Origin of the sequence: Aeromicrobium halocynthiae (genome assembly GCF_039531385.1) — a bacterium.
Classification (GTDB): domain Bacteria; phylum Actinomycetota; class Actinomycetes; order Propionibacteriales; family Nocardioidaceae; genus Aeromicrobium; species Aeromicrobium halocynthiae.
The window spans coordinates 511832-536994 of sequence record NZ_BAAAPY010000001.1 but is presented as its reverse complement, the minus strand read 5'-3'; the positions used below and the strand labels follow the sequence as shown (position 1 = coordinate 536994).

At 71.6% G+C, this 25163-nt stretch carries 26 protein-coding genes, 1 pseudogene and 1 riboswitch; of the genes and pseudogenes, 15 read left to right on the top strand and 12 right to left on the bottom strand.

Going from position 1 to position 25163, the window contains the following annotated elements:
* Window positions 1-2: 2 nt before the first annotated feature.
* Complete coding sequence (locus ABD213_RS02600) at window positions 3-1157, top strand: L,D-transpeptidase (RefSeq protein ID WP_344323913.1); 1155 nt, start codon at window positions 3-5, stop codon at window positions 1155-1157.
* Between the two features lie 174 nt (window positions 1158-1331).
* On the opposite strand, the gene qcrB is transcribed toward ABD213_RS02600, so the two are convergent.
* The 4 genes from qcrB to ctaE all read right to left on the bottom strand — a co-directional run bounded on the left by qcrB (window position 1332) and on the right by ctaE (window position 5673).
* A complete protein-coding gene (qcrB, locus tag ABD213_RS02595) occupies window positions 1332-3032 on the bottom strand; it encodes a cytochrome bc1 complex cytochrome b subunit (RefSeq protein ID WP_344323911.1) in 1701 nt (566 codons plus the stop codon).
* A complete protein-coding gene (qcrA, locus tag ABD213_RS02590) occupies window positions 3029-4099 on the bottom strand; it encodes a cytochrome bc1 complex Rieske iron-sulfur subunit (RefSeq protein WP_344323909.1) in 1071 nt (356 codons plus the stop codon). The genes qcrB and qcrA overlap by 4 nt, the downstream gene beginning before the upstream one ends.
* The gene (gene qcrC / locus ABD213_RS02585; protein WP_344323907.1) at window positions 4096-4935 is read right to left on the bottom strand and encodes a cytochrome bc1 complex diheme cytochrome c subunit; all 840 of its coding nucleotides are present in this window, start codon (window positions 4933-4935) and stop codon (window positions 4096-4098) included. Before qcrC ends, qcrA begins: the two co-directional genes overlap by 4 nt.
* A gap of 99 nt (window positions 4936-5034) precedes the next feature.
* A complete protein-coding gene (ctaE, locus tag ABD213_RS02580) occupies window positions 5035-5673 on the bottom strand; it encodes an aa3-type cytochrome oxidase subunit III (protein WP_486303320.1) in 639 nt (212 codons plus the stop codon).
* A 24-nt stretch (window positions 5674-5697) separates the two neighbouring features.
* Between ctaE and ABD213_RS02575 the strand changes: the two genes are divergently transcribed.
* Together ABD213_RS02575 and trpD are read left to right on the top strand one after the other, a co-directional pair.
* Window positions 5698-6108: a response regulator gene (locus tag ABD213_RS02575; protein WP_425546009.1), complete on the top strand. Its 411-nt coding sequence runs from the start codon at window positions 5698-5700 to the stop codon at window positions 6106-6108.
* Window positions 6101-7165, top strand: coding sequence for an anthranilate phosphoribosyltransferase (gene trpD, locus ABD213_RS02570; RefSeq protein ID WP_344323903.1), 1065 nt, complete (start codon window positions 6101-6103; stop codon window positions 7163-7165). The genes ABD213_RS02575 and trpD overlap by 8 nt, the downstream gene beginning before the upstream one ends.
* 18 nt (window positions 7166-7183) lie before the next feature.
* On the opposite strand, the gene ABD213_RS02565 is transcribed toward trpD, so the two are convergent.
* Both ABD213_RS02565 and ABD213_RS02560 read right to left on the bottom strand, forming a co-directional pair.
* Window positions 7184-7459: an Lrp/AsnC family transcriptional regulator gene (locus ABD213_RS02565; protein ID WP_344323901.1), complete on the bottom strand. Its 276-nt coding sequence runs from the start codon at window positions 7457-7459 to the stop codon at window positions 7184-7186.
* 23 nt (window positions 7460-7482) lie between these two features.
* A complete protein-coding gene (locus ABD213_RS02560; RefSeq protein ID WP_344323899.1) occupies window positions 7483-9153 on the bottom strand; it encodes a DEDD exonuclease domain-containing protein in 1671 nt (556 codons plus the stop codon).
* Window positions 9154-9226: 73 nt separating this feature from the next.
* Here ABD213_RS02560 and ABD213_RS02555 point away from each other — a divergent pair, with 73 nt between their 5' ends.
* From ABD213_RS02555 to ABD213_RS02545, 3 genes are all read left to right on the top strand, one after another.
* On the top strand, window positions 9227-9448 hold the full coding sequence (locus ABD213_RS02555; protein ID WP_344323897.1) for a hypothetical protein: 222 nt from the start codon (window positions 9227-9229) through the stop codon (window positions 9446-9448).
* A gap of 136 nt (window positions 9449-9584) precedes the next feature.
* Window positions 9585-9721: riboswitch (cyclic di-AMP (ydaO/yuaA leader) on the top strand.
* Between the two features lie 4 nt (window positions 9722-9725).
* On the top strand, window positions 9726-10712 hold the full coding sequence (locus ABD213_RS02550; protein ID WP_344323894.1) for a C40 family peptidase: 987 nt from the start codon (window positions 9726-9728) through the stop codon (window positions 10710-10712).
* A gap of 5 nt (window positions 10713-10717) precedes the next feature.
* Window positions 10718-11956, top strand: coding sequence for a gluzincin family metallopeptidase (locus ABD213_RS02545; RefSeq protein WP_344323892.1), 1239 nt, complete (start codon window positions 10718-10720; stop codon window positions 11954-11956).
* On the opposite strand, the gene ABD213_RS02540 is transcribed toward ABD213_RS02545, so the two are convergent.
* A complete protein-coding gene (locus tag ABD213_RS02540) occupies window positions 11923-13680 on the bottom strand; it encodes an AMP-dependent synthetase/ligase (protein ID WP_344323890.1) in 1758 nt (585 codons plus the stop codon). The genes ABD213_RS02545 and ABD213_RS02540 overlap by 34 nt on opposite strands.
* 58 nt (window positions 13681-13738) lie before the next feature.
* On the opposite strand from ABD213_RS02540, the gene ABD213_RS02535 reads away from it, so the two are divergent.
* From ABD213_RS02535 to ABD213_RS02515, 5 genes are read left to right on the top strand one after another with little or no spacing between them, the layout of a single operon-like run.
* Window positions 13739-14152, top strand: coding sequence for a hypothetical protein (locus ABD213_RS02535; protein WP_344323888.1), 414 nt, complete (start codon window positions 13739-13741; stop codon window positions 14150-14152).
* Complete coding sequence (locus ABD213_RS02530) at window positions 14152-14586, top strand: SRPBCC family protein (RefSeq protein WP_344323886.1); 435 nt, start codon at window positions 14152-14154, stop codon at window positions 14584-14586. Before ABD213_RS02535 ends, ABD213_RS02530 begins: the two co-directional genes overlap by 1 nt.
* The gene (locus ABD213_RS02525; protein WP_344323883.1) at window positions 14576-14797 is read left to right on the top strand and encodes a hypothetical protein; all 222 of its coding nucleotides are present in this window, start codon (window positions 14576-14578) and stop codon (window positions 14795-14797) included. The genes ABD213_RS02530 and ABD213_RS02525 overlap by 11 nt, the downstream gene beginning before the upstream one ends.
* Complete coding sequence (locus ABD213_RS02520; RefSeq protein ID WP_344323881.1) at window positions 14794-15777, top strand: ROK family glucokinase; 984 nt, start codon at window positions 14794-14796, stop codon at window positions 15775-15777. The genes ABD213_RS02525 and ABD213_RS02520 overlap by 4 nt, the downstream gene beginning before the upstream one ends.
* A complete protein-coding gene (locus tag ABD213_RS02515; RefSeq protein ID WP_344323879.1) occupies window positions 15777-16856 on the top strand; it encodes an ROK family glucokinase in 1080 nt (359 codons plus the stop codon). The genes ABD213_RS02520 and ABD213_RS02515 overlap by 1 nt, the downstream gene beginning before the upstream one ends.
* On the opposite strand, the gene ABD213_RS02510 is transcribed toward ABD213_RS02515, so the two are convergent.
* Together ABD213_RS02510 and ABD213_RS02505 are read right to left on the bottom strand one after the other, a co-directional pair.
* The gene (locus tag ABD213_RS02510; protein ID WP_344323877.1) at window positions 16762-17196 is read right to left on the bottom strand and encodes a hypothetical protein; all 435 of its coding nucleotides are present in this window, start codon (window positions 17194-17196) and stop codon (window positions 16762-16764) included. The two genes, ABD213_RS02515 and ABD213_RS02510, sit on opposite strands and share 95 nt — an antisense overlap.
* A complete protein-coding gene (locus tag ABD213_RS02505; RefSeq protein WP_344323875.1) occupies window positions 17189-17959 on the bottom strand; it encodes an alpha/beta hydrolase in 771 nt (256 codons plus the stop codon). The genes ABD213_RS02510 and ABD213_RS02505 overlap by 8 nt, the downstream gene beginning before the upstream one ends.
* Window positions 17960-18040: 81 nt before the next feature.
* On the opposite strand from ABD213_RS02505, the gene ABD213_RS02500 reads away from it, so the two are divergent.
* The 3 genes and pseudogenes from ABD213_RS02500 to ABD213_RS02490 all read left to right on the top strand — a co-directional run bounded on the left by ABD213_RS02500 (window position 18041) and on the right by ABD213_RS02490 (window position 20573).
* Window positions 18041-18793: a lysophospholipid acyltransferase family protein gene (locus ABD213_RS02500; protein ID WP_344323872.1), complete on the top strand. Its 753-nt coding sequence runs from the start codon at window positions 18041-18043 to the stop codon at window positions 18791-18793.
* A gap of 25 nt (window positions 18794-18818) precedes the next feature.
* Window positions 18819-19160, top strand: a pseudogene (locus tag ABD213_RS02495) (DUF427 domain-containing protein); the annotation flags it as partial.
* A gap of 78 nt (window positions 19161-19238) precedes the next feature.
* Window positions 19239-20573 carry a class II 3-deoxy-7-phosphoheptulonate synthase gene (locus ABD213_RS02490; protein ID WP_344324683.1) on the top strand — a complete coding sequence of 445 codons (1335 nt, stop codon included), beginning with the start codon at window positions 19239-19241 and terminating at the stop codon, window positions 20571-20573.
* A gap of 22 nt (window positions 20574-20595) precedes the next feature.
* On the opposite strand, the gene ABD213_RS02485 is transcribed toward ABD213_RS02490, so the two are convergent.
* The 3 genes from ABD213_RS02485 to ABD213_RS02475 all read right to left on the bottom strand — a co-directional run bounded on the left by ABD213_RS02485 (window position 20596) and on the right by ABD213_RS02475 (window position 24239).
* Window positions 20596-21123, bottom strand: coding sequence for a carboxymuconolactone decarboxylase family protein (locus tag ABD213_RS02485; RefSeq protein ID WP_344323870.1), 528 nt, complete (start codon window positions 21121-21123; stop codon window positions 20596-20598).
* Between the two features lie 34 nt (window positions 21124-21157).
* Window positions 21158-23137: a Stk1 family PASTA domain-containing Ser/Thr kinase gene (gene pknB, locus ABD213_RS02480; protein ID WP_344323868.1), complete on the bottom strand. Its 1980-nt coding sequence runs from the start codon at window positions 23135-23137 to the stop codon at window positions 21158-21160.
* A gap of 61 nt (window positions 23138-23198) precedes the next feature.
* Window positions 23199-24239, bottom strand: coding sequence for a polyprenyl synthetase family protein (locus tag ABD213_RS02475; protein ID WP_344323866.1), 1041 nt, complete (start codon window positions 24237-24239; stop codon window positions 23199-23201).
* A gap of 23 nt (window positions 24240-24262) precedes the next feature.
* Here ABD213_RS02475 and metF point away from each other — a divergent pair, with 23 nt between their 5' ends.
* The gene (gene metF / locus ABD213_RS02470; RefSeq protein WP_344323864.1) at window positions 24263-25159 is read left to right on the top strand and encodes a methylenetetrahydrofolate reductase [NAD(P)H]; all 897 of its coding nucleotides are present in this window, start codon (window positions 24263-24265) and stop codon (window positions 25157-25159) included.
* Window positions 25160-25163 lie beyond the last annotated feature (4 nt).

Sequence of the window (25163 nt, the reverse complement as noted above, 5' to 3'; positions counted from 1 at the left end):
GAGTGAATCGCCTGGTCCTGCCTGTCCTCGTGGGCACAGTCGTGCTCGCCGGTTGCTCCGCCGACGCCGTGCGTGATGTCGTCGAGCGAGAGCCCGTCGACGTCACGTTCCAGACCAACGTCGAGGCCGACGCCGCCGACGTAGTCGTCGACACGCTCGTCGAGCTCACCGCCACCGACGGCACGCTCGAGGACGTCAGCGTCACGAGCGAGGACGGTGAGGAGACCATCGAGGGCGAGGGCAGCGGCGAGCGGTGGGTAGCGACCGACCGGCTCGAGCCTGCCACGGTCTACGTGGTACGGGCGACCGGCGTCAACGACGACGGCGAGACCCCCTTCGAGGCGACGTTCACGACCGTCGCCCTCTCGCTGGACGAGCAGACCTATCCGGCGGTCTCGCCGATCGACGGTGAGACGGTCGGCGTGGGCATGCCGATCGTCGTACGGTTCGACCTCCCCGTCACCGAGCGCGAGCTGTTCGAGAAGAACATGCACGTGCGCACCGACGCCGACGTCGAGGGCTCGTGGCACTGGTACAGCGACAACGTCGTGCACTACCGCCCCAAGGAGTACTGGCCCGCCGGGACGGAGGTCACGGTCGCGCTCGACGTCAACAGCCTGCCCGCCGGCAACGGCATCTACGGTCAGCAGGACCAGGAGGTCTCCTTCACGGTCGGTTCGCGCGTCATCACCACCGTCGACACCGCCCGTCACACCATGACGGTGGAGAGGGACGGTCAGGTCGTGCGCACCATGCCGGTCTCCACCGGACGCTCGGGCAAGGAGTCCCGCAACGGCATCAAGGTCATCATGGAGAAGTTCGACTCCGTCGACATGGACGCCGCGAGCACCGGCGTCTCCGAGGACGACCCCGACTACTACAACCTGAGCGACGTGAAGTGGGCGATGCGCGTGACGAACTCCGGCGAGTTCATCCACGCCGCCCCGTGGTCCGTCGGGTCCCAGGGACGTGCCAACGTGAGTGCCGGGTGCGTCGGCATGAGCACCGCGGACGCCTCGTGGCTGTACCAGAACTCCAAGCGTGGCGACGTGGTCGTCTACACCAACAGCCCCCGCGGGCTGGAGGCACAGAACGGCTGGACCGACTGGAACGTCGACTGGGAGACCTGGAAGGCCGGCTCGGCCCTCGCCGGCTGAGGGAGTCCTCAGCCGGCCGTTCGACGTCGCCCAGGACGATCACCAGGTCCACCGTGCAGACCGCTCAGGTCGTAGGCACCCTCGCGGCGATCTCGGCGACCAGCTCGACACGACGAAGCCCCCTCCCCGTGGGGGAGGGGGCTTCAGCCAGCGCCTCTGTCGCAGAGGAACCGCTCAGTGCGACTTCGGGACGCCGGTCTCCGAGACTCCGCGGAACTCCTGGCCGAGCGCCGCCGGATGGCCGTCGAACTCGCCCAGGTGCTCGTCGGCGTGCTCCACGTCCTCGGCCGTGGGCTTGTCGACCACGCCCTCCCAGTAGAAGCGTCGTGCGCGCGCCTTGAGCCTCGCCCGCCGCGACGCCGGGACGGCCACGCCGTTCTCGTCCGTCTCGCCGGCGGCCTCGAGGGCCGGAGCCCGGTCGTGCGCCGTGATCGTGTAGCGGTCGAGCTCGGGCAGCGGCTGGTGACGCTCGGAGTAGCCGCCGTCGGGAGTCCGTTCGATGATGCCGGTCTCGTAGCCGTGCAGGACCTTGTCGCGGTCCTGACGCTGCAGCCCGATGCAGATGCGACGGGTGATGACGAAGGCCAGGATCGGACCGACGATGATCGCGACCTGCAGGAAGCGGATCATGGCGTAGACGTCGAGGCCGAACTGCGTGGCGATGATGTCGTTACCGCCGGCGATCCACGCCAGGCCGAACCAGGTGATGCCGGCGACGCCGAAGGCGGTACGGGTCGGGGCGTTGCGGGGACGCTCGAGCAGGTGGTGCTCGCGCTCGTCACCGGTGATCCACCGCTCCACGAACGGCCAGACGCCGAGGGCGGTGAACAGGAAGGCCATGCCACCCAGGCCCGGGATCATCACGTTCCAGCTGAAGGTCCAGCCGAGGATCGTGCTCTCCCAGTTCGGCATGAGGCGCAGCAGACCCTCCGCGAAGCCCATGTACCAGTCCGGCTGGGAGCCGGCGGTGACCTCGGCGGGGTTGTACGGCCCGTACACCCAGACCGCGTTGATCTGGAACAGCGCACCCATGAGGGCGGTGAAGCCGAAGACGACGAAGAAGAAGCCGCCGGCCTTGGCCGCGTAGACCGGGAACATCGGGTAGCCGACGACGTTCTTCTCGGTGCGTCCGGGCCCGGGCCACTGCGTGTGCTTGTGGTAGACGAGCAGCAGCATGTGCGCGGCGATCAGGCCGAGGATGAGCGCCGGGATCAACAGGATGTGCGCCATGTAGAGGCGGGGGATGATCACGTCGCCGGGGAACTCCCCACCGAACATGAAGAACGAGAGGTAGGAACCGACGACCGGGACCGAGAGGATCATGCCCTCGGCGATCCGCAGGCCCGTGCCGGACAGCAGGTCGTCCGGCAGGGAGTAGCCGGCGAAGCCCTCGATGATGCCGAGGGAGAGCAGGCCGATGCCGATCAGCCAGTTGAGCTCGCGCGGCTTGCGGTAGGCGCCGGTGAAGAAGACGCGCAGCATGTGGGCGAGCATCGCTCCGATGAACAGCGCCGCCGCCCAGTGGTGGATCTGCCGCATGAGCAGGCCACCGCGGATGTCGAAGGAGATGTGCAGGGTCGAGGCGTACGCCTCGGACATCTCCAGGCCGCGCATGGGCGCGTAGGAGCCGTCGTAGACGACCTCGGCCATGCTCGGCTGGTACCAGAACGTCAGAAAGACGCCGGAGACCAGCAGCACGACGAAGCTCCAGAGCGCGATCTCGCCGAGCATGAACGACCAGTGCTCGGGGAAGACCTTGCGCAGGTTCTTCTTGGCCACACCCGCCAGACCGAGACGGTCGTCGAGCCAGCCGACCGGGCCGGCGGCCTTCTTGCCGCCCGGAGTGTTCTCAATGGGGGTGTAGGTGGCGCTCATGACTCAGAATCCAACTTCTCCTGGTGACGGGCAATCTCCGGGTAACTCGGTCCCTGGATGTCGAGGAAGTCGCTCTGTGCAACCAAGTAACCCTCCGAGTCCAGCATAAGCGGAAGTTGGGGAAGCGGCCGGTGAGCTGGACCGAAGATCACCTTTCCGTTGTCCGCGAGGTCGTAGGTCGACTGGTGGCAGGGGCACAGCAGGTGGTGCGTCTGACGCTCCCACAGGCTGATCGGGCAACCGACGTGCGTGCAGATCTTGGAGAAGCACAGGATGCCGTCGATGCCCCAGTTCTCCTTGCCGGCCTCGGGCGTGATGTCCTCCGGGCGCATGCGCACCACGATCACGGCGGCCTTGGCCTTCGGTGCGAGCTGCGAGTGGCCCGAGATCTCGGCCTCCTCCTCGCCGTCCTGGGGGAAGAAGATCGCCGGCTGGGCGTTGACCAGCTGCCCGACCTCGATCTCCGAGGGCCGGATCGGCAGGCCCGAGACGTCGTTGACGACGCGCATGCCCGGCTCCCAGACGGTGCTCTCCTGGTCGTAGGGCAGCGGACCGAGGTCGCGCAGGAGCACGACCGACGGCGCTGCCAGCGCACCGAGGGACAGCAGCAGGCTGTTGCGGATCATCGGGCGACGGCCGAGGGTGGACTCCTCGATGCCGGCGTTGATGTCCTTCATGACCGCCTCGCGGTCCTCCTTCGAGGAGGCCGCGGGGTGGCGCATCTCGACCATCTCGTGGTCGGCCATGAGCTTCTTGGCCCACTGGATGATGCCCATGCCGATCAGCAGCAGGCCACCGCCCAGCGTGACGCCGAGGGCGATGTTGGACGCCGAGTAGTCGAAGATGATCGCGTCGACCTCGACGGCGAAGTACGCCACCACGAACAGCACGAACAGCAGGGCCGCGGTCAGGAACATGCCGGTGACCTGACGCTCGGCACGCCGCTCCTGGGCGGGGTCGACGTCGGTGGGGCGCCACTGGTGCTCGGGCAACCCCGGGTCGGCGATGGGGTCGGCCGCGGGGAGGTTCTCGCCGTCGCGGCCGCTCTTGTCCAGATCGTCGCTCATGACTTCTTCTTCACTCTCGCTCCGTGGGCGCCGATCCAGATCGCGAACAGGACCAGCCCGCCGATTCCGACGATCCAGACGTAGATGCCGTCGACGACGGGTCCGAGGCGGCCACCGACGCCGCCGTAGCTGGGCTCGTCCTGGACGGCCTTGATGTAGGCGATGACGTTGCGCTTGTCCTCGGGGGAGATGACCTCGTCACTGAAGGACGGCATCTGCTGCGGACCGGTGAGCATCGCCTGGTAGATGTGCCTGGCGCTGACGCCGTCGAGCTGCGGGGCGTAGCGTCCGCTCGGCAGCGCGCCGCCGGCTCCGACCGAGTTGTGGCACGCCGTGCAGTTGGTGCGGAAGAACTCGCCGCCGCGGGTGACGTCCTCCTCGGTGGCGGCCGCGTAGTCGAGCCAGCGCTCCTCGGGGATGGCCGGTCCGGGACCGAGCGAGGCGACGTAGGCCGCGAGCTGGCGGGTCTCCTCCTCGGTGTAGTCCGGGGCCTTGCGGGGCGCCTGCTGTGAGCTCTGGGCCATCGGCATGCGTCCCGTGCCGACCTGGAAGTCGACCGATGCTGCGCCGACACCGATGAGCGGCGGACCGTAGTTGCCCCCCTGCCGGGTGTCGATGCCCTGGGCGTTCACGCCGTGGCAGCTCGCGCAGCCGACGAGGAACAGCTCTTGGCCGGCCTCGACGTCACGGGCACTGACCGTGTCGGTCTCGGCCGTGGCTGGGGACAGGACGGCGTACTGGACGACGGCGTACACCGCAGCAGCGGCGAGCAGTCCGAGCAGCAGGACGGCGGGGCCCGCCAGGCGATGGCGGCGTCGGGTCGACAGAGTCCGCACCGAGGACCTCATTTCTGGGGTAGGTGGTTCCAGGATACCCGCTGGTAGGCAGGCTGCTGGGGGGTCTGGTTGTGGGCTGCTGGGGACGAGGCGTGAGGGTCAGCGGATCACGTAGATGGCGAAGAACAGGGCCACCCACACGATGTCGACGAAGTGCCAGTAGTAGGACACGACGATCGCGCTGATGGCTTGCTCGTGGGTGAAGCGGCGGGCGACGAAGGTGCGGCCGATCACGAGCAGGAAGGCGAGCAACCCGCCGATGACGTGGATGCCGTGGAAGCCGGTGGCGAGGTAGAAGACCGAGCCGTAGCCGGAGGACTGCAGCGTGAGGCCCTTGTGGACGAGCTCGGCGTACTCGAAGGTCTGTCCGCCGATGAAGATCGCGCCCATGACGTAGGTGGTGACGAACCACTCGCGCATGCCCCACTGCTTGACGTCGAGCAGGCCGCCGGCGCGTCCCACGCGGCCACGCTCGGCGGCGAACACGCCGAACTGGCAGGTCAGCGACGACAGCACGAGGATCGTGGTGTTGACGGTGGCGAACGGCAGGTTGAGCAGCTGGGTCTCCTGCGCCCACAGCTCCGGCACGACGCTGCGGATCGTGAAGTAGGCAGCGAAGAGGCCGGCGAAGAACATCAGCTCGCTCGCCAGCCAGACCACGGTGCCCACCGTGACCATGGAAGGCCGGTTCTCGGTGCCGTGGAGTCGGGACGCAGGGATCACGGAAGAAGTCGCCACGCGATCATTATGTACGATTCGATCGTGACTGAGCACGAGGCCCTCCGCGTCCTGATCTACAGCGACGATCGCGACGTGCGCGCCGCCGTCGTCGCAGCGCTCGGGACCCGCCCGCACCCCGACCTCCCGCCCTTCGAGTACGTCGAGGTCGCGACCGAGCCGGTCGTGTGGCAGCACCTGGACGAGCGTCGTGATCGTCCCGACCTCGTGATCGTCGACGGGGAGGCCGTCCCTGCCGGCGGGCTCGGCATCGCTCGACAGATGAAGGACGAGATCTACCAAGCACCGCCGGTGCTCGTCCTGACCGGACGTCCGCAGGACGCGTGGCTGGCGACGTGGTCGCGCGCGGAGGCCGCCGTGCCCCACCCGATCGAGCCGATGCGACTGGCCGAGGCCGTCATCGACCTCGCCCGCGGTGTGCTCGCTCGTGCCTGAGGCCGCCTCGCCGAGCACGTCCGGGCTCACCTGGCCGACGGTCCTCGGACCCCTGGTCCGGGGCGACGACGTCGGGCCCGAGGGGGCCGCCTGGGCGATGGAGCGGATCCTCGCCGGCGACGCCACCGCCGCGCAGGTCGCGGGCTTCGCCGTCGCCCTGCGGGCGAAGGGGGAGTCGGTCGCCGAGCTCACGGCGCTGGCCGACACGATGTTCGCCCACGCGCGACGCCTGGAGGTGAGCGACCGCGTGGTCGACATCGTCGGCACGGGCGGCGACCTCGCGCACACCGTCAACATCTCGACGATGTCGGCGGTGGTCATCGCCGGGGCCGGTGCCGGCGTCGTCAAGCACGGCAACCGCGCGGCCTCGTCCAGCAGCGGCGCGGCCGACGTGCTCGAGGCGCTCGGCGTCCGCCTCGACGTGCCCGTCGAGAACGTGCTCGACGTCTACCGCGAGGCCGGCATCACGTTCTGCTTCGCTCCGCTGTTCCACGCCTCGTTCCGCCACACCGCCGCGCCGCGACGCGAGCTCGGCATCCCCACCCCGTTCAACCTGCTGGGCCCTCTGACCAACCCGGCCAGGCCCGCCGCCATGGCCGTGGGGTGCGCCGACCGCCGCATGGCCCCGGTCGTGGCGGGAGTGCTCGCCGGTCGCGGGACGGACGCCCTGGTCTTCCGCGGTGACGACGGCCTCGACGAGATCACGGTCAGCACGACCACCACGGCGTGGGTGGCCGCCGGGGGAGCGGTCCGCGAGGCGACGATCGACCCCCGGGCTCTCGGTCTCGACCTGTCCCCGCTGGAGGCGCTGCGCGGGGGCGAGCCGCAGGAGAACGCCGCCGTCTTCCGTCGCCTGCTCGAGGGAGAGCCCGGCGCGGTGCGCGACGCCGTCCTGATGAACGCCGCGTCGGCACTGGCCGCCCACGCCGGCGACCTCGACGACCTCGACGCCGCCATGGCCCGCGGCATCGAGCGGGCGCGCGAGTCGATCGACTCCGGGGCCGCGAGCCGCGTCCTGCAGGGGTGGGCCGAGGCCACGAGGCGACACCTGCCCTGAGCGCGGGGTCTGCGGCGTCTACAGGCCGATGCTGAAGGCGTCCTCGAGGTCGTGACGGCTGTGCACGCGGTACGCGATCTGGGTCTGGGTGGCCAGGACGCCGTCGACGGTGTTGACCCGGTCCGCCACGACGGCGGCGACGTCGTCGATGTCCTTGACGCGGACCATGGCGACGAGGTCGAGGTCACCGGTGACGGAGTAGACCTCGCTCACGCCGTCGATGTCGGCCAGGGTCGCGGCGACCTCGCCCAGGCGGGAGACGTCGGCCTCGATGAAGACGATGGCGGTGATCACCGGCCCAGCCTATCGCCGACCCCTCACGAGGACGGGAGCAGCGAGAGGTGCCGTGCCGCCGAGGCGAGGTCGCTGTGCCAGGCGCCGCGCGCCATCCGTAGCCCGGGCTGCTCCATCCAGCGCAAGATGGTCTCGGTCTCCTCCGCCGTGGCCGCCGGCAGCGGGCCCGGCCCGGGCTCGACCGACTCGGCCGTGGACAGGAGGGCGTCGACGAAGGGTGCCGGGGGTCGTCCCGGGGGCAGGACGCCCGAGGCGCACAGCCGACCGTGGCGGACGACGTGGACGTCCCAGCCGCCCGAGCCCGGTGCCGCGGCGACGAGCTCGGCCTGCCCGGCGAGCTGACGCAGCCTCTGGGTGCGGTGGACGCCGCGCAGCAGGGCCGCGAGCCGGTCACGCCACCGTCCGGCGTCCTCGTAGCGCTCGTCGACGGCGAGCTCGCGCATGCGGGCGCGCAGCGCGACGACGATCTCCTCCGGGTCGGCCGTCATCGCTCGACGCACCCGGACGACCTCGGCCTGGTAGTGCTCCTGCGTGACGGACCCGTCGCAGGGGGACAGGCACCGGCCGAGCTCGGCCAGCGCGCAGGCCGATCCGCGAGGGGTGCGAGGGAGTCGACCGGCGCAGCGTCGGACGGCGAAGACCTCGTGCAGGCAGGCGAGGGCCTCCTCGGCGAGCGCGCGGCGACGGAACGGTCCGAGGTAGTCGGCGTCGTCGTCGAGGACGCGCGCGACGACGCTGACGCGCGGCCACGGCTCCCGGGTGAGCTTGAGCCACGTGACGCGATCGGGGAAGCGCGAGCGGCGGTTGTAGGGAGGGCGGTGGGCCGCGATGAGACGCAGCTCGCGGACCTGGGCCTCCAGTGCGGTGGCGCACACGATGGGCTCGACCCGCTCGGCGAGGGAGACCATCTCACCCATCCGGGTCCGGGTCTCGGACTCGGTGAAGTAGCCGCGGACGCGTCGGCGCAGGTCGCGCGAGGTGCCGACGTAGAGGACCTCGTCGTTGCGGTCGCGGAACAGGTACACGCCCGGCGCGTGGGGGAGCGGGTCGGCCAGGTGGCGCTTGCGGCGCTGCTCGGGCGTCACGCGGGACGTGAAGCCGGCGAGGTCCTCCATGGAGTGGACGCCGAGGTTCCCGAGCCGCTCGAGGAGGCCGTGCAGGACGTCGACGGTCGCGCGCGCGTCGTGCAGGGCGCGGTGGTCGGGCGTCGTGGTCGCGCCGAAGTGCCGCGCCAAGGTGGCCAACTTGACGTTGCGCACCTCGTCGCGCTGCAGGGCGCGGCGCGCGAGCACCGCGGTGTCGAGGACCTCGAACGCCGGCCACGGCACCTCGAGCCGTCGGGCGGCGTGCTTGAGGAAGCCCGTGTCGAACGGGGCGTTGTGCGCGACCAGCACCGTGCCCGCGGCGAACTCCAGGAACGACGGGAGCACCTCGGCGATGCGCGGGGCCGCGACCACCATCGCGTCCGTGATGCCGGTCAGGACGGTGATGAAGGCCGGGACGGGTCCTTCGGGGTCGACGAGCGTCTGGAACTCCCCGAGCACCTCGCCGCCGCGGACCTTGACGGCCCCGATCTCGGTGATCATGGACCCCTTGGCCGCCGACGCACCCGTCGTCTCGAGGTCGACGACGCAGAAGGTGACGTCGCGCAGGGGGCGGCCGAGGTCGTCGAAGGACTGCTGGATGCCGAGCACGTGCCGCACGCTAGGCGCGGCTCCCGACAAGACCGTCCCGGATTTGTCGGCGACGGTCCCTAGCGTCGTCGCCATGAGCACCGAACCCGTCGTCATCGACTGCGACTCCTGCCTGGTGCGGAGCCCGAGCGCCTGCGGCGACTGCGTCGTCACCGTCCTGCTGGGCGCGCCGCCCGAGGGCGTCCACCTCGACCCCGAGGAGGTGGCGGCCCTCGACGAGCTCGCGAGGGGCGGCCTGGTGCCGCCGCTGCGTCTCGTGACGCCGGTCCCGTCACCCCACCTCCACGCCGGGTGATCCGCATCACACTCGTCCGCGCTGTGAGCGGGTCGGTTGATGCCTCGCCACGGGTTCCCTAGACTCGGGCATCGTGCATTCGTGGTATGCCGTCCGCCCTGGACGGCAGCGGGTGCGCCGCCGAATCGCGGTGGACGTGGGGAAGACGCCCGCCGCGGACCGGGGACCCACGTGCAGTTCTGGGGTGAATCGGAGTCGTCGCCCGACGGCGCCGTAGGGCAGACCTTGGCCCGAACCCGTCAGCTCACCCGGTAGGCGACGAGGAGTAGGAGAGTGCGTGACCCGTCACGACACCACCGGGCGGACCCGTCGAGTCCTCGCCGTGTCCGCCGCCACCGTCCTGACCACCGGCCTGATCGCCACCGCGGCCTCCGCCGATCCCGACGTCACCGCCGACGACGTCCGCGAGGCGATGAACGCGCTCTCCGCGGCCAACGAGGAGATCAACGCGATCTCCGAGGAGATCGACCGCTCGTCCGCCGACATCCGCGCCCTCGAGAAGGACATCGCCGCCCAGCAGGGCGAGTACGACGAGCAGCGTGAGGTGCTCGCGCAGTCCGTCGTGCGGCAGCAGATGGACGCCCCGCTCGGTGCGACCGTCAGCCTCTTCGGCAGCGAGGACCCCGAGGCGTTCATCGACGGCCTCGGCGCGAAGCTCGCTCTCGACACCACCCAGGCCCAGCGCCTGCAGGCCTTCGCCGACCTCTCCCGCGCGTTGGAGAACCGTCGCACGGCACTGGAGGACCGCAAGGCCGAGCTCGTCGAGGACCGCGAGAGCCTGCAGGAGCGCCAGGAGCGCCTCGAGGCCGAGCACCGCGAGGTCGAGGCGCAGCTGCGCCAGCTGGACGCCGCCGAGCAGGCCACCGCGACCGGTGCCGACCAGAGCATGGAGCTGGAGGACATCGACCTCAGCGAGGTCTCCGGTCGCGGCGCCAAGGCCGTGGCGTTCGCCCGCGCGCAGCTCGGTGACCGCTACGTCTACGGCGGCACGGGCCCGGACGCCTGGGACTGCTCCGGCCTCACCCAGGGCGCCTGGGCTGCCGCGGGCGTCTCCATCCCGCGTGTCGCCGGCGCACAGTACTCCGCCGGTCAGTCGATCCCGATCAGTGCGGTCCAGCCCGGTGACCTCGTCTTCTACGGCGACATGTCGCACACCGGCATCTACGTCGGCGGCGGGCAGGTCATCCACGCCGCCAACCCGCGGCGCCCCGTCGAGGTGACGAGCATCGGCTACGGCTTCACCCGGGCCGCTCGAGTCGGCTGACGGCCGTGCCGCGACGGCCGTCCGCCAACGCCGTCGCGGCACTCGTGCTGCTCGCGCTCGGGGCCGGCCTGCTGCTCTGGCAGCAGCCGTGGTCGAGCGAGGGGCAGGCCCCGGCCGCCGCCATCCCTGCCGACGCGTCGGACCGCCTCGACCTCGCGCTGCGGGCGATGAGCTCGGCCGAGGACGAACGAGCCTTCACCGGCGCCCTCGACGGCGACGAGCGCTCCCGCGAGATCCTCGCCGACGCGTGGCAGGCCCGCGAGGTCCTCGGGGTCGGGTCCGTCGAGCTGCGTCTCGTCGACGTCTCGACCGCCCCCGACCGCCCGGACGGCACTGCGCCCGCGCGCGCCAGGGTCTCCTGGACCACGGAGGAGGACTCCGTCCTCGCCGGCACCACGGTCCGCGAGGTCGAGGTGGAGCTGCGCTTCACCGGGACGCCGGACGGTGACGTCGCCCTGCGCGGCGTCGACGCCCTCGACGACCCCCTGCCGCTGTGGCTCGCCGGACCCCTGGAGCTGCGCACCGCCGACGACGCGCGCGTGGTCCTCGTCGACGGGGGTGACCCGACGGTCGACGTCGCCCGGCTCGCCGAGCGCGCAGCGCGCACCGTGCGCGCCCAGGTGCCCACCGGCGACGACGTCCTGACGGTCGTCTCGCCCGCCACCGCGGACGGTGCGGCCGCTCTCCTCGGGCGCACGCTCGAGCAGGTGGAGCGGGTCGCGGCCGTCACCACGACCGTCGACGGCACGGCGGACACGCCGCGAGTGGTGGTGCTCAATCCCGATCTCTTCGCCTCGATGGACGAGCGGGCCGCCCAGGTCGTCGTCAGCCACGAGGCCGTCCACCAGCTCACCGGTGTCGTCGGCACGCAGATCGAGCCCTGGGTCGCCGAGGGATTCGCCGACTGGGTGGCCCTGCGCGACGACGAGGTGCCGGTCCGCGACAGCGCGGCACAGGCGCTGCGCCGCGTGCGCGACGAGGGTCCGCCGCCGCGGTTGCCGACGGAGGAGGACTTCGCCTCGGCCGAGCACGGGATCGGCGCCGTCTACGAGTCGGCGTGGCTGATCTTCCTGACCTTGGAGGACCTCGGTGTCGACGAGGACCGCATCATCGCCTTCTACGAGGCGGTCGTCGGTGGGGACGGCACCGCGGCCGCGGCCGAGCGACACCTGGGTCTCGGGATCGCCGAGCTCACCCGGAGCTGGCAGGACTACCTGACGAACAACGCCTCGACCCTGTCGTGAAAGTCGCGCAGCACCGCGTTGCGCTTCACCTTGAACGACGGTGTGAGGTAGCCGTTGTCCTCCGTCCAGTCGTCCTCGAGCACGACGAAGCGCCGGATGGACTCCGCCTGCGAGACCTGCGTGTTGGCGTCGTCGACCGCACGCTGGATCTCCGCCTGCAGCTCGGGATCCTCCAGCGAGCCGGTCCACGCCTCGGGGTCGACGGTGATCATCGCGGCCACGAAGGGCTTCCCGTCGCCGACGACGAGGCACTGGCTGACGTAGGGATGAGCGCGCACACGGTCCTCGAGCACCGCCGGTGCCACGTTCTTGCCGCCGGCGGTGACGATGATCTCCTTCTTGCGACCGGTCACCCGGACGAAGCCGTCGGCGTCGACGTCGCCGAGGTCCCCGGTGGAGAACCAGCCATCGGGATCGAGGATCTCGGCCGTGGCCTCGTCGTTGCCCCAGTAGCCGGCGAAGACCTGCGGTCCCCGGAACTGCAGCTCGCCGTCGCCGGCGACGCGGACCTCGGTGAGCGGGAAGGGACGACCGACCGTGCCGATCCGCTGCTCGGTCGGGGTGTTCACGGCCAGCGCCGCCGTGGTCTCGGTGAGGCCGTAGCCCTCCAGGACGGTGACGCCGATGCCGCGGTAGAAGTGCGCCAGACGCTCACCGAGCGGCGCACCCCCGGAGATGGCCCACTCGGCGTGCCCGCCCAGGGCCTGGCGGAGCTTGCCGTAGACGAGCCGGTCGAAGAGTGCGTGACGGGCCCTGAGCACCGGTCGGGGTCGACCGTCGTCGAGTGACTTGCTGCGCGCGATCGCCGTCTTCACGGCCTGGTCGAAGACCTTGCCCTTGCCGTCGGCGTAGGCCTTGGCGCTGGCACTGTTGAAGACCTTCTCGAAGACGCGCGGCACCGCGAGCACGAAGGTCGGCTGGAACTCACCCAGGTGCTCGACGAGGTCGGTCACGTCTGCGGTGTGCCCGAGGCGCGCTCCGGCCCGGACGGCCCCGACCTGGATGATCCGTGCGAACACGTGGGCCAGGGGGAGGAAGAGCAGCGTCGAGGCCCCCTCGCGCTCGAAGAGGTCGGGCAGCCGCTCCAGGGCCCCGCCCAGCTCGGCGCGGAAGTTGCCGTGCGTCAGGCAGCATCCCTTCGGCCGACCCGTCGTGCCCGAGGTGTAGATGATCGTGGCGAGGGACGTCGAGGTCAGGCCGCCACGAGCCCGCTCGAGGTCGGCGTCGTCGACGGCCGCACCGGAGACGGTGAGATGGTCCACCGCACCCACCGCCGCCGCGGAGGCCGACGACGGGACCTCGATCGCCCACACGTGGCGCAGGTCGGTGCCCGAGCGCACCGACTCGATCCGCTCGACGTGCTCGGCGGTCTCCGCGATGGCGGCCACCGCACCGGAGTCCTCGAGGATCCACCGGACCTGCTCGGCCGAGGAGGTCTCGTAGATCGGGACCGTGACGGCCCCGGCCCACCAGATGGCGTAGTCGCAGATCGTCCACTCGTAGCGCGTCTTGGACATGAGGGCCACGCGGTCACCGGGTCGGACCCCGGCGGCGAGGAGCCCCTTGGCCACCGCCGTCACCTCGCGATGCATCTGCTCGACCGTGACGTCGTGCCACTGGCCGTCACGGCGTCGGGCGAGGACGACGGCCTCGGGGCGGGACGCCAGCAGGTCGAGGACGTCGTGGGTCAGGTTGCCGAGGTCGAGAGCACCGGGGGAGGACACGTACGGCAGGCTACCTCCCGAGCGCGGACGCGCTCCGGGTGCCGAGGAGGTGGAACCGATGCCGTTGCTGGACGTGATCGACCAGACCTTCGTCGTGGCACCTGCGTCGGTGCTGCGGCCCCAGCTCTGCGACGAACGGATGTGGGCCGGTGCCGGCATCGTGGCCACCGTGCGCGAGGACCGGGGGCTCCTCGGTGTGCGGTGGGACGTCTGCGGAGCGGTCCGGGGGACGTCGGAGATCTGGCTGGAGCAGGCCCACGGTGGCACGCTCGTCCACCTGTTCCTGCAGGCCGATCCGGTGCGGGCGACGTCCTCCAGCAGGGCGCACCGCCGGCACGTCGCCCCGGTGAAGCGGTGGATCCTGTCCGTCAAGCGCCGACACGACATGCACCGTCCGGCCGCCGTGCTGCCCGCCCCGCCTGCGCCCCCCTCTACGATGGACCCGCATTCCCACGACCCCCAGGAGAGCTGATGGCCAGGACCGCCAGCGACATCGTCATCGATGCCGATGCCGCCCGGATCATGGACGTCATCGCGGACTTCGACTCCTACCCGTCGTGGGCGACGGGCGTGCGGTCCGCAGAGGTCACCGCCGAGGGTGCGCAGCGTCCCGAACGGGTGCACTTCGTCCTCGACGCCTCGCCGATCAAGGACGAGTACGAGCTGTCCTACACCTGGCAGGGCGACGAGGCCGTCTCGTGGCACCTGTCCGAGAAGGGTTCCATGCTCACGGCGATGGACGGCTCCTACGAGCTCGAGCCTGCCGACGGAGGCACCAGGGTCACCTACCGCCTCGCCGTCGAGGTCGCCGTCCCCCTGCTGGGGATGCTCAAGCGCAAGGCCGAGAAGGTCATCATCGACACCGCCCTGACCGGCCTCAAGCGACGGGTCGAGCGTGACGGCTGAGCCGATCGAGCCCGACCACGCGCAGGTCGGCACCGTCGGCCAGGAGCTGGCGCTGCTCGTCCAGCTGCTCGCCTCCCGGTCCACGGTCCCGAGCCCGGTCACGACCCTCCTGCGCGAGCACCCCGAGCTCGTGGAGACGGCGGCCGACACCGTGCTGGCGTGGGTGAGGACCGCGCAGGACGTCCTCGGCGACGCGGGCTCGCCCCGATGACCGCCGTCGAGCCGGCCATCGGCGTCGACATCGGCGGCACCAAGGTCGCCGCGGCCCTGGTCGAGGCCGACGGGACGGTCCTCGACTCCGCGGAGGTCCCCACCCCCTCCGCCGCCGACCAGGTGGCCGAGGCCGTCGCCGACCTCGTCGCGAGGTTGAGCGCGGACCACGCCCAGATCGCCCCCCGGGCCACCGTCGGCGTGGGGGCGGCCGGGTTCGTCGACGTCGACCGCTCGACGGTGACCTTCGCGCCCAACATCGCCTGGCGCGACGAACCCCTCGGTCGCCGGCTCGCACAGCTCACCGGTCGCTCGGTCGTCGTGGAGAACGACGCCAATGCCGCCGCGTGGGGGGAGTTCCGCTTCGGCGCCGGGTCCGACATCGACGACATGGTCCTCGTGACCGTCGGCACCGGCGTGGGGGGCGGGATCGTGCACCGGGGCGAGCTCGTGCGCGGCGGCTTCGGTGCCGCCGGCGAGATCGGCCACCTGCGGGTGGTGCGCGACGGTCGCCCGTGCGGCTGTGGTCGCCGCGGGTGCTTCGAGCAGTACGCGAGCGGCTCGGCCCTCGTGGCAGCAGCGCGCGAGCGTCTCGCCGACGGTGGACCAGGGACGACGGCCCTCGCCCGCGCTGCGGACGACTCCGGCGTCACGGGCCCGATGATCACGACGCTCGCGCAGGGTGGCGACCCCCTGGCGATCGACCTCCTGGCTGAGCTCGGGCGCTGGCTCGGGGAGGGGTGTGCCGACCTGGTCGCTGTCCTCGACCCGCGCGTCATCGCCGTCGGAGGTGGCGTCGCCGCCGCCGGGGAGCTCCTGCTGCAGCCGGTGCGCGAGGCCTTCGAGGCGCACCTCCCGGCCGCAGGGCACCGGCGAGCCGCGCAGATCCGGCTGGCGACCCTCGGTCAGCGAGCCGGACTCCTGGGGGCGGCCGACCTCGGACGACGCGCTCCTATGACGACCCGAGAGAGAGCACAGTGATGGCGACCCAGCGTCCCGCGCCCGCCCGTCCGCAGAAGACCCGTCTCCTGGCCGAGCGCCTGGCGATCGGCGTGGACATCGGTGGCACGAAGATCGCTGCCGGCGTGGTCGACGAGGACGGTCGGATCCTGGAGCGGACCCGCACCAGCACCCCCACCACCGACCCCGACTCCGTCCTCGACGCGATCGTCGAGGTGACCGAGACCCTGCGCGAGAACCACGTGGTGAAGGCCATCGGCATCGGCGCGGCCGGTTTCGTCGACGCCACCCAGTCGACCGTCGTCTTCGCCCCCCACCTGTCGTGGCGCAACGAGCCGTTGCGTGACCGGGTCGCACGACGCACGAAGCTTCCGGTGCTGGTCGACAACGACGCGAACGCCAGCGGCTGGGCGGAGTGGCGGTTCGGAGCCGCGCAGAACGAGCCGGACCTCGTGCTCATCACGCTCGGCACGGGCATCGGCGGCGCGATCGTCATCGACGGCCAGACCTACCGGGGCAGGTACGGCATCGCCGGGGAGTTCGGGCACATGCGTGTCGTGCCCGACGGTCGCCGCTGCGAGTGCGGCAACGTCGGCTGCTGGGAGCAGTACGCCAGCGGCCGGGTCCTCAGCCGGTTCGCGGCGGCAGAGGTCGAGGCGGACTCCGCACTCGGTCGTCGGCTCGTCGAGGTCGCCGGTGACGCGCCCGTGGACGGACCGCACGTGACGGCGCTGGCCGAGGACGGCGACGAGTCGTGCCGCGAGAAGATCGCCGAGGTCGGGCACTGGCTCGGCATCGGCATGGCCGACCTCGCCGCCGCGCTCGACCCCGGCATGTTCGTCATCGGCGGCGGCGCGAGCGCAGCGCGCGAGATGCTGCTGGCGCCGGCGCGGGCCAGCTACGAGGAGCAGCTCACCGGCCGGGGCTACCGACCGACGGCGCGGATCGTGGGCGCGCACCTCGGACCGGAGGCGGGCCTCGTCGGCGCGGCCGACATGGCGCGCCTCACAGCACGGCGCCGTCGTCCGGCCAGTCCGGGTGGGAGGGTCCGCGTTCGGGGAGCTGGGAGATCAAGTAGATCGACCCGGCGACGACGGTGAGTCCCGCGGTCAGCAGCACGGGTCGGGAGATCCAGATGCCGGCCACCAGGCAGATCGCGAGGACCGCCGGGGTGCCGAGCACCCCGGCCCACGCGAGCGCTCGCCCGCGGTGGATCGGACGCACCGGTCCGTCCCCGACGCGACGGTAGAACTGCTCGTCGACCGGGTCCGGCTCGGCGTCGAGGTCGGGCTCGCGCTCGAGCTCCGGGGGAGTCTGCGACTCCGGGGTGCCGAAGGCGATGACCCCCGGGTCGGACCAGTCCATGTCGAGACCCCGGACGATGTCGTCGAAGGCGTCGCGCGGGGCGTCGGGGTGGGGGTCCTCGTGCGGATCAGCCATCGTGGCCACCCGTGTGCGTCGCGATGAAGGCGGCGGAGCGCTCGACGATGAGGTCGGCGTCGTGGTCCAGGGTGGCGACGTGGTAGCTGCGCGGCAGCTCCACGAACTCGGCCACGGGGGAGCCGATCCGGTCGCGCACGAGGTCGATGGTCAGTCCGTCGACGACGTGGTCCTGCGGTGAGCGCAGGAACAGCAGGGGAGCGGTGACGTCCCCGAGCAGGTCGGCCGTCTCCCGCCACAGCTGCGTCCCCGAGTGCAGGGCCTTGAGCGGGGTGCGCGGGTAGGCGTGCTCGTCCTGACCGGGCTTGGCGATGTCGTTGCCGATCGCCGGCAGCGACGGCACCAGGTGCTTCAGGACGGGGAGCAGGCGCAGGCGGGGGTCACCCGAGGCGAGCGCCGGGTTCACGACGACCACCGCGTCGACGGTCTCGGGGTGGTCGGCCGCCAGGCGCAGGGCGAGCGCACCACCCATGGACAGGCCGCCGACGACGACGCGCTCGCAGCGCTCGCGCAGCTCGACGAGCTCGCGCTCCAACCCGTCGTACCAGTCGGTCCAGCGGGTCGCGTTGAGGTCCTGCCAGCGCGTGCCGTGACCGGCGAGCAGCGGCACGCGCACCGTGTGGCCACGGTCCGCGAGAGCGCGACCCCACGGGACGATGGAGGCCGGCGAGCCGGTGAAGCCGTGGCTCAGCAGGACCCCGACCGGTCCGCCGTCCGCGGAGAAGGGTTCGGATCCGGGGAGCCTGGAGACGTCGGCGTTCATGGGTCCCATCTTCTCCCATGGCGTGCATCGGCAACAGGCCGATGGCGGAGTAGAGTGCGGGCGACGCACAGGAGGCGCCGAGTGTTCTACTGGTTCTTGAAGTTCCTGGCCCTGGGGCCGATGTTGAGGGTCATCTTCCGCCCATGGGCCGAGGGCACCGAGAACGTCCCCACCGAGGGGCCGGCGATCCTCGCGTGCAACCACCTGTCGTACAGCGACTGGTTGTTCATGCCGCTGGTGCTGCCGCGACGGATCACGTTCGTCGCGAAGGCGGAGTACTTCGAGACGCCCGGCGTCAAGGGGTGGTTCCAGAAGAAGTTCTTCTCCGGATCGGGTCAGGTCCCGATCGACCGGACCAGCGGCAGTGCAGCCGCCGGCGCCATCGCCACGCAGCTGCGTCTGCTCTCCGAGGGGGAGGTCTGCGGCATCTTCCCCGAGGGCACCCGCTCCCACGACGGTCGGCTCTACCGCGGGCGCACCGGCGTCGCGCGCCTCGCGCTCGAGGCGAAGGTCCCCGTGATCCCGGTGGCGGTGATCAACACCGAGGTCATCGCGCCGCCGGGCAAGGTCTTCGGCAAGCTCGCGCGCCCGGGGGTGCGGTTCGGCACCCCGCTGGACTTCAGTCGCTACGAGGGCCTGCAGGACGACCGCTTCATCCTGCGCGCCATCACCGACGAGATCATGTACGAGATCATGCACCTGTCCGGCCAGGAGTACGAGGACCTCTACGCCCAGGACGCCAAGAAGCGTGAGCGCGAGCAGCAGCGGGCCGAGCAGCGGGCCCGGGCGCAGGCGGAGTCCGACGAGGTGTGGGAGGAGATCCGGCCCCTCTGACCGGGTGCTGGGTAGCGTCGACGTCATGAGCCGAGCCGAGCGTCCGGTCGAGAACGTCTGGGACTATCCCCGTCCGCCGGCGCTGGTGCGCAGCGACGAGCGGATCGTGGTCGAGGTCGGGGGCGCGGTGCTCGCGCGCACCGAGCGTGCCTGGCGCGTGCTCGAGACGAGCCACCCTCCCACGTACTACCTGCCGTGGGAGGACGTCGACGACGACCTGCTGGTGCCGAGCGATCGCCGCTCGTGGTGCGAGTGGAAGGGTCGCGCCCGCTACTTCGACGTCGTGGTCGGCGAGCTCCGCCTGCCGGACGCGGCCTGGACGTACCCCGACCCGACGCCGGCGTTCGTGCCCATCACCGACCACCTGGCGCTCTACCCCGGCCGGGCACGTCGGGCTGGTGACGGCCGATTCGGTCGCCCCGGTGGGCCCGCGTATCCTTGGCGGGTGAGCATTCCGAGCCTCGACGACCTCCGGGCGATGGGTGCGGCGCAGCAGCCGACCTACGCCGATCCTGCCGCTCGCGACGCTGCCGTCGCGACCTTGCGCCGGATGCCCCCGCTGGTCTTTGCCGGCGAGTGCGACGACCTGCGTGACCGCCTGGCCTCGGTGGCGCGGGGCGAGGCCTTCCTGCTCCAGGGCGGCGACTGCGCCGAGACCTTCGAGGGGGTCACGGCCGAGAACGTGCGCAACAAGCTGCGCGTGCTGCTCTCGATGGCCGTGGTCCTGACGTACGCCGCCAGCGTCCCGGTCGTCAAGGTGGGACGGCTCGCGGGCCAGTACGCCAAGCCGCGCTCGAGCGACACCGAGACCCGCGGCGACGTCACCCTGCCGGCCTACCGCGGTGACGCGGTCAACGGGTTCGACTTCACCCCCGAGGCCCGTGCGCACGACCCCCAGCGCCTCGTCGACGTCTACAACGCCTCCTCGGCGACCCTCAACCTCGCACGCGCCTTCACGACCGGTGGCTACGCCGACCTGCGCCAGATGCACGTGTGGAACACCGACTTCGTGAAGCGGAGCCCCGTGGGGGTCAGTTACGAGCGGGTCGGGGCCGAGATCGACCGCGCGCTGGCGTTCATGGACGCCATCGGTGTCGATCCCGACGAGTTCCACTCGGTCGACTTCTACTCCTCCCACGAGGCGCTCGTCCTCGAGTACGAGCACGCCTTGACCCGCATCGACTCGCGGACCCAGAGCCCCTACGACGTCTCGGGCCACTTCGTCTGGATCGGGGAGCGCACGCGACAGCTCGACGGCGCCCACGTCGAGCTGCTCAGCCACATCGCCAACCCGATCGGCGTGAAGCTCGGTCCCACGACGACGCCCGACGACGCCATCGCGCTGTACGAGAAGCTGAACCCCGAGCGCACCCCCGGCAAGGTCTCCTTCATCACGCGCTTCGGCGCCGGTCGCATCCGCGACCTGCTGCCGCACCTCGTCGAGAAGGTCACCGCTGCCGGCATCGACGTCGCCTGGATCTGCGACCCCATGCACGGCAACACCTTCGAGGCGTCCTCGGGCTACAAGACCCGCGAGTTCGACGACGTCATCGACGAGGTGCGCGGGTTCTTCGAGGTGCACCGCTCCCTCGGGACGTGGCCCGGCGGACTGCACGTCGAGCTGACCGGCGACGACGTCACCGAGTGCGTGGGAGGGGGAGCGCGGCTCTCGGCCGACGACCTCTCGCGTCGCTACGAGACGTTGTGCGACCCGCGGCTGAACCGCGAGCAGTCGCTGGAGCTGGCCTTCCTCGTCGCCGAGATGCTCCGCGACCGCTGAACCCCTCGTCGACGGGAGCGTCTCAGTCGGGCTGGACGCGCAGGGTCAGCAGGGTGGTCGCGAGCGCGTCGTAGTGCCCGCAGAGCATGAGCCACTCGATCGTGCGCGCCTCGTCGAGGATCGAGCGCACCGACGCCCACGTGTCGTCGCCGAGTCCGCGGGTGCGGACCAGCTCGTCGGTGGCGGCCAGGAGGATGCGCTGGCGCTCGCTCCACCCCGACCACGACACGTCACCGGCGTGCTCGACTTCCGCGCGGGAGAGCCCGACGCGGGCGCCGAGGCGCTCGTGGTGGCGGCGCTCGTAGGCGCACTCCCGCACCGTGGCGACGTGCAGGATGACGAGCTCGGTGTCGGTCCGGGGGAGCCGCCCACCGGGCATCATCGTGGCGCTGTAGAGCAGCCAGGCACGGAAGAGGCCGCGGCGGCGACCCAGCGTCGTGAAGACGTTCGGAGGTCCCGACCCGATCGTGCGACCGGCAGCGGTGCTGAGCAGGTGGTTGACGAGACCGATCTCCCGGCGGCCCCCCGGCGCGATGCGTGGTGTCGACATCGAGCCACCCTAGGCCATGGTCCTCGGTCCCGGGTCAGACGAAGATCGTGACGCGCGACCCGACGCGTTGCGTCTCACCGGCGTCCGGCGTCTGGGCCAGCACCGTGTCACCGGGGAGGACGTTGCGGACCCGTACCTCGAACCCCGCCTCCTCGAGGATCTCCGTCGCCCGCTCCTCGGTCTCGCCGCGGACGTCCGGCACGTCCACCTGCTCCGGCCCGCGGGAGACGACCAGGGTGATCGTGTCGCCGCGCACGCCGGTGCCTCCGTCCGGGTCCTGGGAGATGACGTCACCGCGGTCGACGTCGTCGGAGAACTCCTCCTGGACGTCGACCTGGAACCCGGCCGCCTCCAGCGCGGCGACCGCCTGCTCGCGGCTGCGTCCGCTCTGGTCGGCGATCTCGATCGGCTCCGGACCCTTGCTGATCTCGAAGTCGATCGTGGTGCCGCGGCGCACGGAGTCGCCGGCGGCGTGGCTGACCGGGCGGACGATCCGACCCTCTGCGACGCTGTCGCTGAAGACCTCCGTGACCTCGCCGACCTGCAGCGTGAGCGGCTCCAGCTCGCGTTCCAGCTCCTCGAGCGTGAGTCCCTTGGTGCGGGGGACCTCGTACCGCTCCACGCCCTTCGAGACGACCGCGGTGATGGTGCTGCCCGGCAGCAGCCGGTCCCCGGCAGCCGGGTCGGTGGAGATGACGGTGCCGAGCGGCGCGGTCTCGGAGAAGGCACGGCGACCGACGGTGAGCTCGAACCCGGCCTCCTCGGCCTCGGCGACCGCCTGGGCCTCGCTGCGCCCGACCAGCTGGGGGGTCTCGGCGTACCGTCCGACCCCCAGCCAGTACCCGAGGCCGGCGAGGAGGACCGCGAGGACCACGACGCCGATGAGCAGCGCACGACCGCGGCGGGCGCCGGCGCGCAGGGCCGCGACCTGGCCGTACTCCTCGTGCGTCGGCGGCTCGCCCGGGGGGTCGTCGTCGGCTGGGTCGCCGTCCTCGTCGTCGTGCCAGTCCCGCGTGCTCCACTGCATCGTGGGCTCGGCGTCCGCACCCGCGGCGGCGACGGCTGCGGCACCGCCGACGGGGATCGGTGCCGTGGCTTCCTCGTCGGGGTCCAGGGGCGCACGGGGGGCGAGGTCGGCGACGAGCTCGGGATCTGCGGCGAGACCCGCGTCCAGGGCGCCGATGACCATGCGCACCTGGTGGAGCAGGACACCGGCGTCCGCCGAGCGCTGTGCTCGGTCGCGGGCGGTGGCGCGCGCCACGAGCGCGTCGACGTAGTCCGGCAGGTCGGGCACGACGCTCGACGGAGGCGCGATGTCCTCGTGCACGTGCTTGTAGGCGACGTGGATGGGCGTGTCGCCGGTGTGGGGCTTCTCGCCCGTCACCATCTCGAAGAGCATCGCCCCGCACGCGTAGACGTCGCTGCGACGGTCGACACCGTCGTTGACCACGATCTCCGGAGCCAGGTACGACACGGTGCCCATGAGCGTCCCCCCGGTCGCCGTCGTGGCGCTGCTCACGGCGCGCGACAGTCCGAAGTCGGCGACCTTGACCTCGCCCTCGGGCGTGATGAGCACGTTCTCGGGCTTGACGTCGCGATGGATGAGGTTCTCGCGGTGCGCGACGGCCAGTGCCGCGAGCACGTCGGCGAGCAACCCCAGCGCGCGGCGGGGCGGCATGGGTGCCTCGTCGCGCATCACGTCGCGCAGGGTGCGACCCGGGACGTACTCCATGACGAGGTAGGTGACGTCCCCGTCGTGACCCTGGTCGAAGACCGCGACGACCCCGCGATGGTTGAGCTTGGCGGCGGCGCGCGCCTCCCGCTCGAAGCGCTGGGTGAAGGTGCCGTCGTCGCCGAGCCCCGAGTGCATGACCTTGATCGCGACGCGACGGTCCAGCCGCTGGTCGGTGCCCAGGAACACGCTGGCCATGCCGCCGCGTGCGATCCGTTCGCCGACGAGGTAGCGGTGGTCGAGCAGTCGGCCGACGAGCGCTTCGTCGCCTGTGACGGGCACGTCGGCCTCCTCTCCTGGTCGTCCACGCAGCAGGGCCGAGTGTAGTGAGTGTCGGGCAGGATCAGCGGCTGCGGCGCGTGCCGACGAGCAGCAGGGGCTCGATGGCCGCGCGGGCGGCCTGCGGAAGCAGGTCCAGAGCGTCCCGGGCGGCCTGCTCCCGATCGGCGATGTCCTTCTCCACGGCGGCGAGAGCGCCCGAGCGGACGATCATGTCGCGCAGGGGCGCGATGCCCTCGCGCGTCCCGAGGAGGCGGCGCAGCTGCTCACGCTCCTGCGGGCCGGCGCGTTCGACCGTGCGGGCCACGAGCACGGTGCGCTTGCCCTCGCGCAGGTCGTCACCGGCCGGCTTGCCGGTGACCTCGGGATCGCCGAAGACGCCGAGGACGTCGTCGCGCAGCTGGAACGCCTCGCCGAGGGGGAGGGCCACCGAGCTCAGGGCGTCGACGAACGCGTCGTCGGCGCCGGCCAGGGCGGCACCGATCTGCATCGGCCGCTCGACGGTGTAGGTCGCAGCCTTGAAGCGGACGATGCGCAGGGCCTCCTCGACGCCGACCTCGGGGCGGGTCTGGGCGAGGACGTCGAGGTACTGGCCGGTGGCGACCTCCGAGCGGCACAGGTCCAGCAGGTCGAGGCCGCGCCCCACGGTCGGTAGGGCCGAGGCGCGCAGCTGCTGGTCGGCCCAGGAGAGCAGCAGGTCGCCCAGCACGATGGCCACGGCACGACCGTGGGCGGCGGCGTCCCCGCTCCACCCGCCCTCGCGGTGGGTGGACTCGACGGCCCGGTGGACGCTGGGACGACCGCGACGGACGTCGGAGTCGTCCATCACGTCGTCGTGGACGAGGGCGCTGGCCTGCAGCCACTCCAGGCCCGCGGCGGCGACGTCGATGCGTCCGTCGTCGGGGTCGCCGCCGGCGGCGAGCCAGCCGGCGCGGCAGAACGTGGGTCGCAGGCGCTTGCCGCCGGCCACCGCGTCCCGGGCGAGGTCGAGCAGGGCCGTGGCATCGGGGCCCAGCGGCTCGAGGTCACGACGCCGCTCCTGCACGAACGCCTCGAGGGCGGCGTCGACGGCGTCTCGACGAGCGAGTTCCTCTCCGGGGATCACGTCCGGGACGATACCTTTGCCTCGTGCCCGACCTCCCCTCGCCGTCGATCCGTGCCGACCTCGAGTCGTCCCGTCCCAGCTACTCCTTCGAGTTCTTCCCGCCGAAGGACGACGCCGGTGAGGACCTGCTGTGGCGCACGATCGCCGAGCTCGAGACGCTCGAGCCGACGTTCGTGTCGGTCACCTACGGTGCCGGTGGCACGAGCCAGGAGCGCACCGTGCGCGTCACGTCGCGCATCGCCGAGCAGTCGGGGATCCGGGCGGTCGGGCACCTGACGCTCGTCGGACAGAGTCGTGACGAGATCGCCGTCGTCCTCAAGCAGTACGCCGAGGCGGGGATCGACCACGTCCTCGCCCTGCGCGGCGACCCCGAGGGTGGACCCCGCGCGCCGTGGCAGGCCCACCCCGGTGGCATGACCCACGCGGTCGAGCTCGTCGAGCTGGCCCGCGAGACCGGTGACTTCCGCGTCGGTGTCGCGGCCTTCCCGGAGGGTCACCCGGACGCCGCGGACCTGCAGGCCGACGCCGAGGTGCTCGTCGCGAAGGCCCGCGCCGGTGCCGAGTTCGCGATCACCCAGCTGTTCTTCCGCGTGGCGGACTACTGCGGCCTCGTCGAACGGGTGCGGGCGCTCGGCTGCGACATGCCGATCGTGCCGGGCATCATGCCGATCCTGAACTTCAAGCAGGTCTCACGGATGGCCGAGCTCTCCGGCGCGGCGATGCCGCAGGAGGTCCTGCGCGAGATCGAGCCGCTGGTCGACGACCCGGCGGCCGTCCGGGCGAAGGGGATCGAGCTCGCCACCCAGCTGTGCCGCGACCTGCTCGCGGAAGGGGCGCCGGGACTGCACTTCATGACGCTCAACCGGTCCAAGGCGACCCGCGAGATCTTCACGACGCTGCGCGACGAGGGACTGCTCTAGCAGC

Excerpts from the sequence above, each read along its gene's own strand:
- ABD213_RS02515 (WP_344323879.1), top strand. The coding sequence starts at position 15,777 with ATGGCGACCCAGCGTCCCGCGCCCGCCCGTCCGCAGAAGACCCGTCTC.
- ABD213_RS02535 (WP_344323888.1), top strand. The coding sequence starts at position 13,739 with ATGCCGTTGCTGGACGTGATCGACCAGACCTTCGTCGTGGCACCTGCG.
- ABD213_RS02520 (WP_344323881.1), top strand. The coding sequence starts at position 14,794 with ATGACCGCCGTCGAGCCGGCCATCGGCGTCGACATCGGCGGCACCAAG.
- qcrB (WP_344323911.1), bottom strand. The coding sequence starts at position 3,032 with ATGAGCGCCACCTACACCCCCATTGAGAACACTCCGGGCGGCAAGAAG.
- ABD213_RS02530 (WP_344323886.1), top strand. The coding sequence starts at position 14,152 with ATGGCCAGGACCGCCAGCGACATCGTCATCGATGCCGATGCCGCCCGG.
- qcrA (WP_344323909.1), bottom strand. The coding sequence starts at position 4,099 with ATGAGCGACGATCTGGACAAGAGCGGCCGCGACGGCGAGAACCTCCCC.
- ABD213_RS02555 (WP_344323897.1), top strand. The coding sequence starts at position 9,227 with ATGAGCACCGAACCCGTCGTCATCGACTGCGACTCCTGCCTGGTGCGG.
- ABD213_RS02505 (WP_344323875.1), bottom strand. The coding sequence starts at position 17,959 with ATGAACGCCGACGTCTCCAGGCTCCCCGGATCCGAACCCTTCTCCGCG.
- ABD213_RS02510 (WP_344323877.1), bottom strand. The coding sequence starts at position 17,196 with ATGGCTGATCCGCACGAGGACCCCCACCCCGACGCCCCGCGCGACGCC.
- ABD213_RS02485 (WP_344323870.1), bottom strand. The coding sequence starts at position 21,123 with ATGTCGACACCACGCATCGCGCCGGGGGGCCGCCGGGAGATCGGTCTC.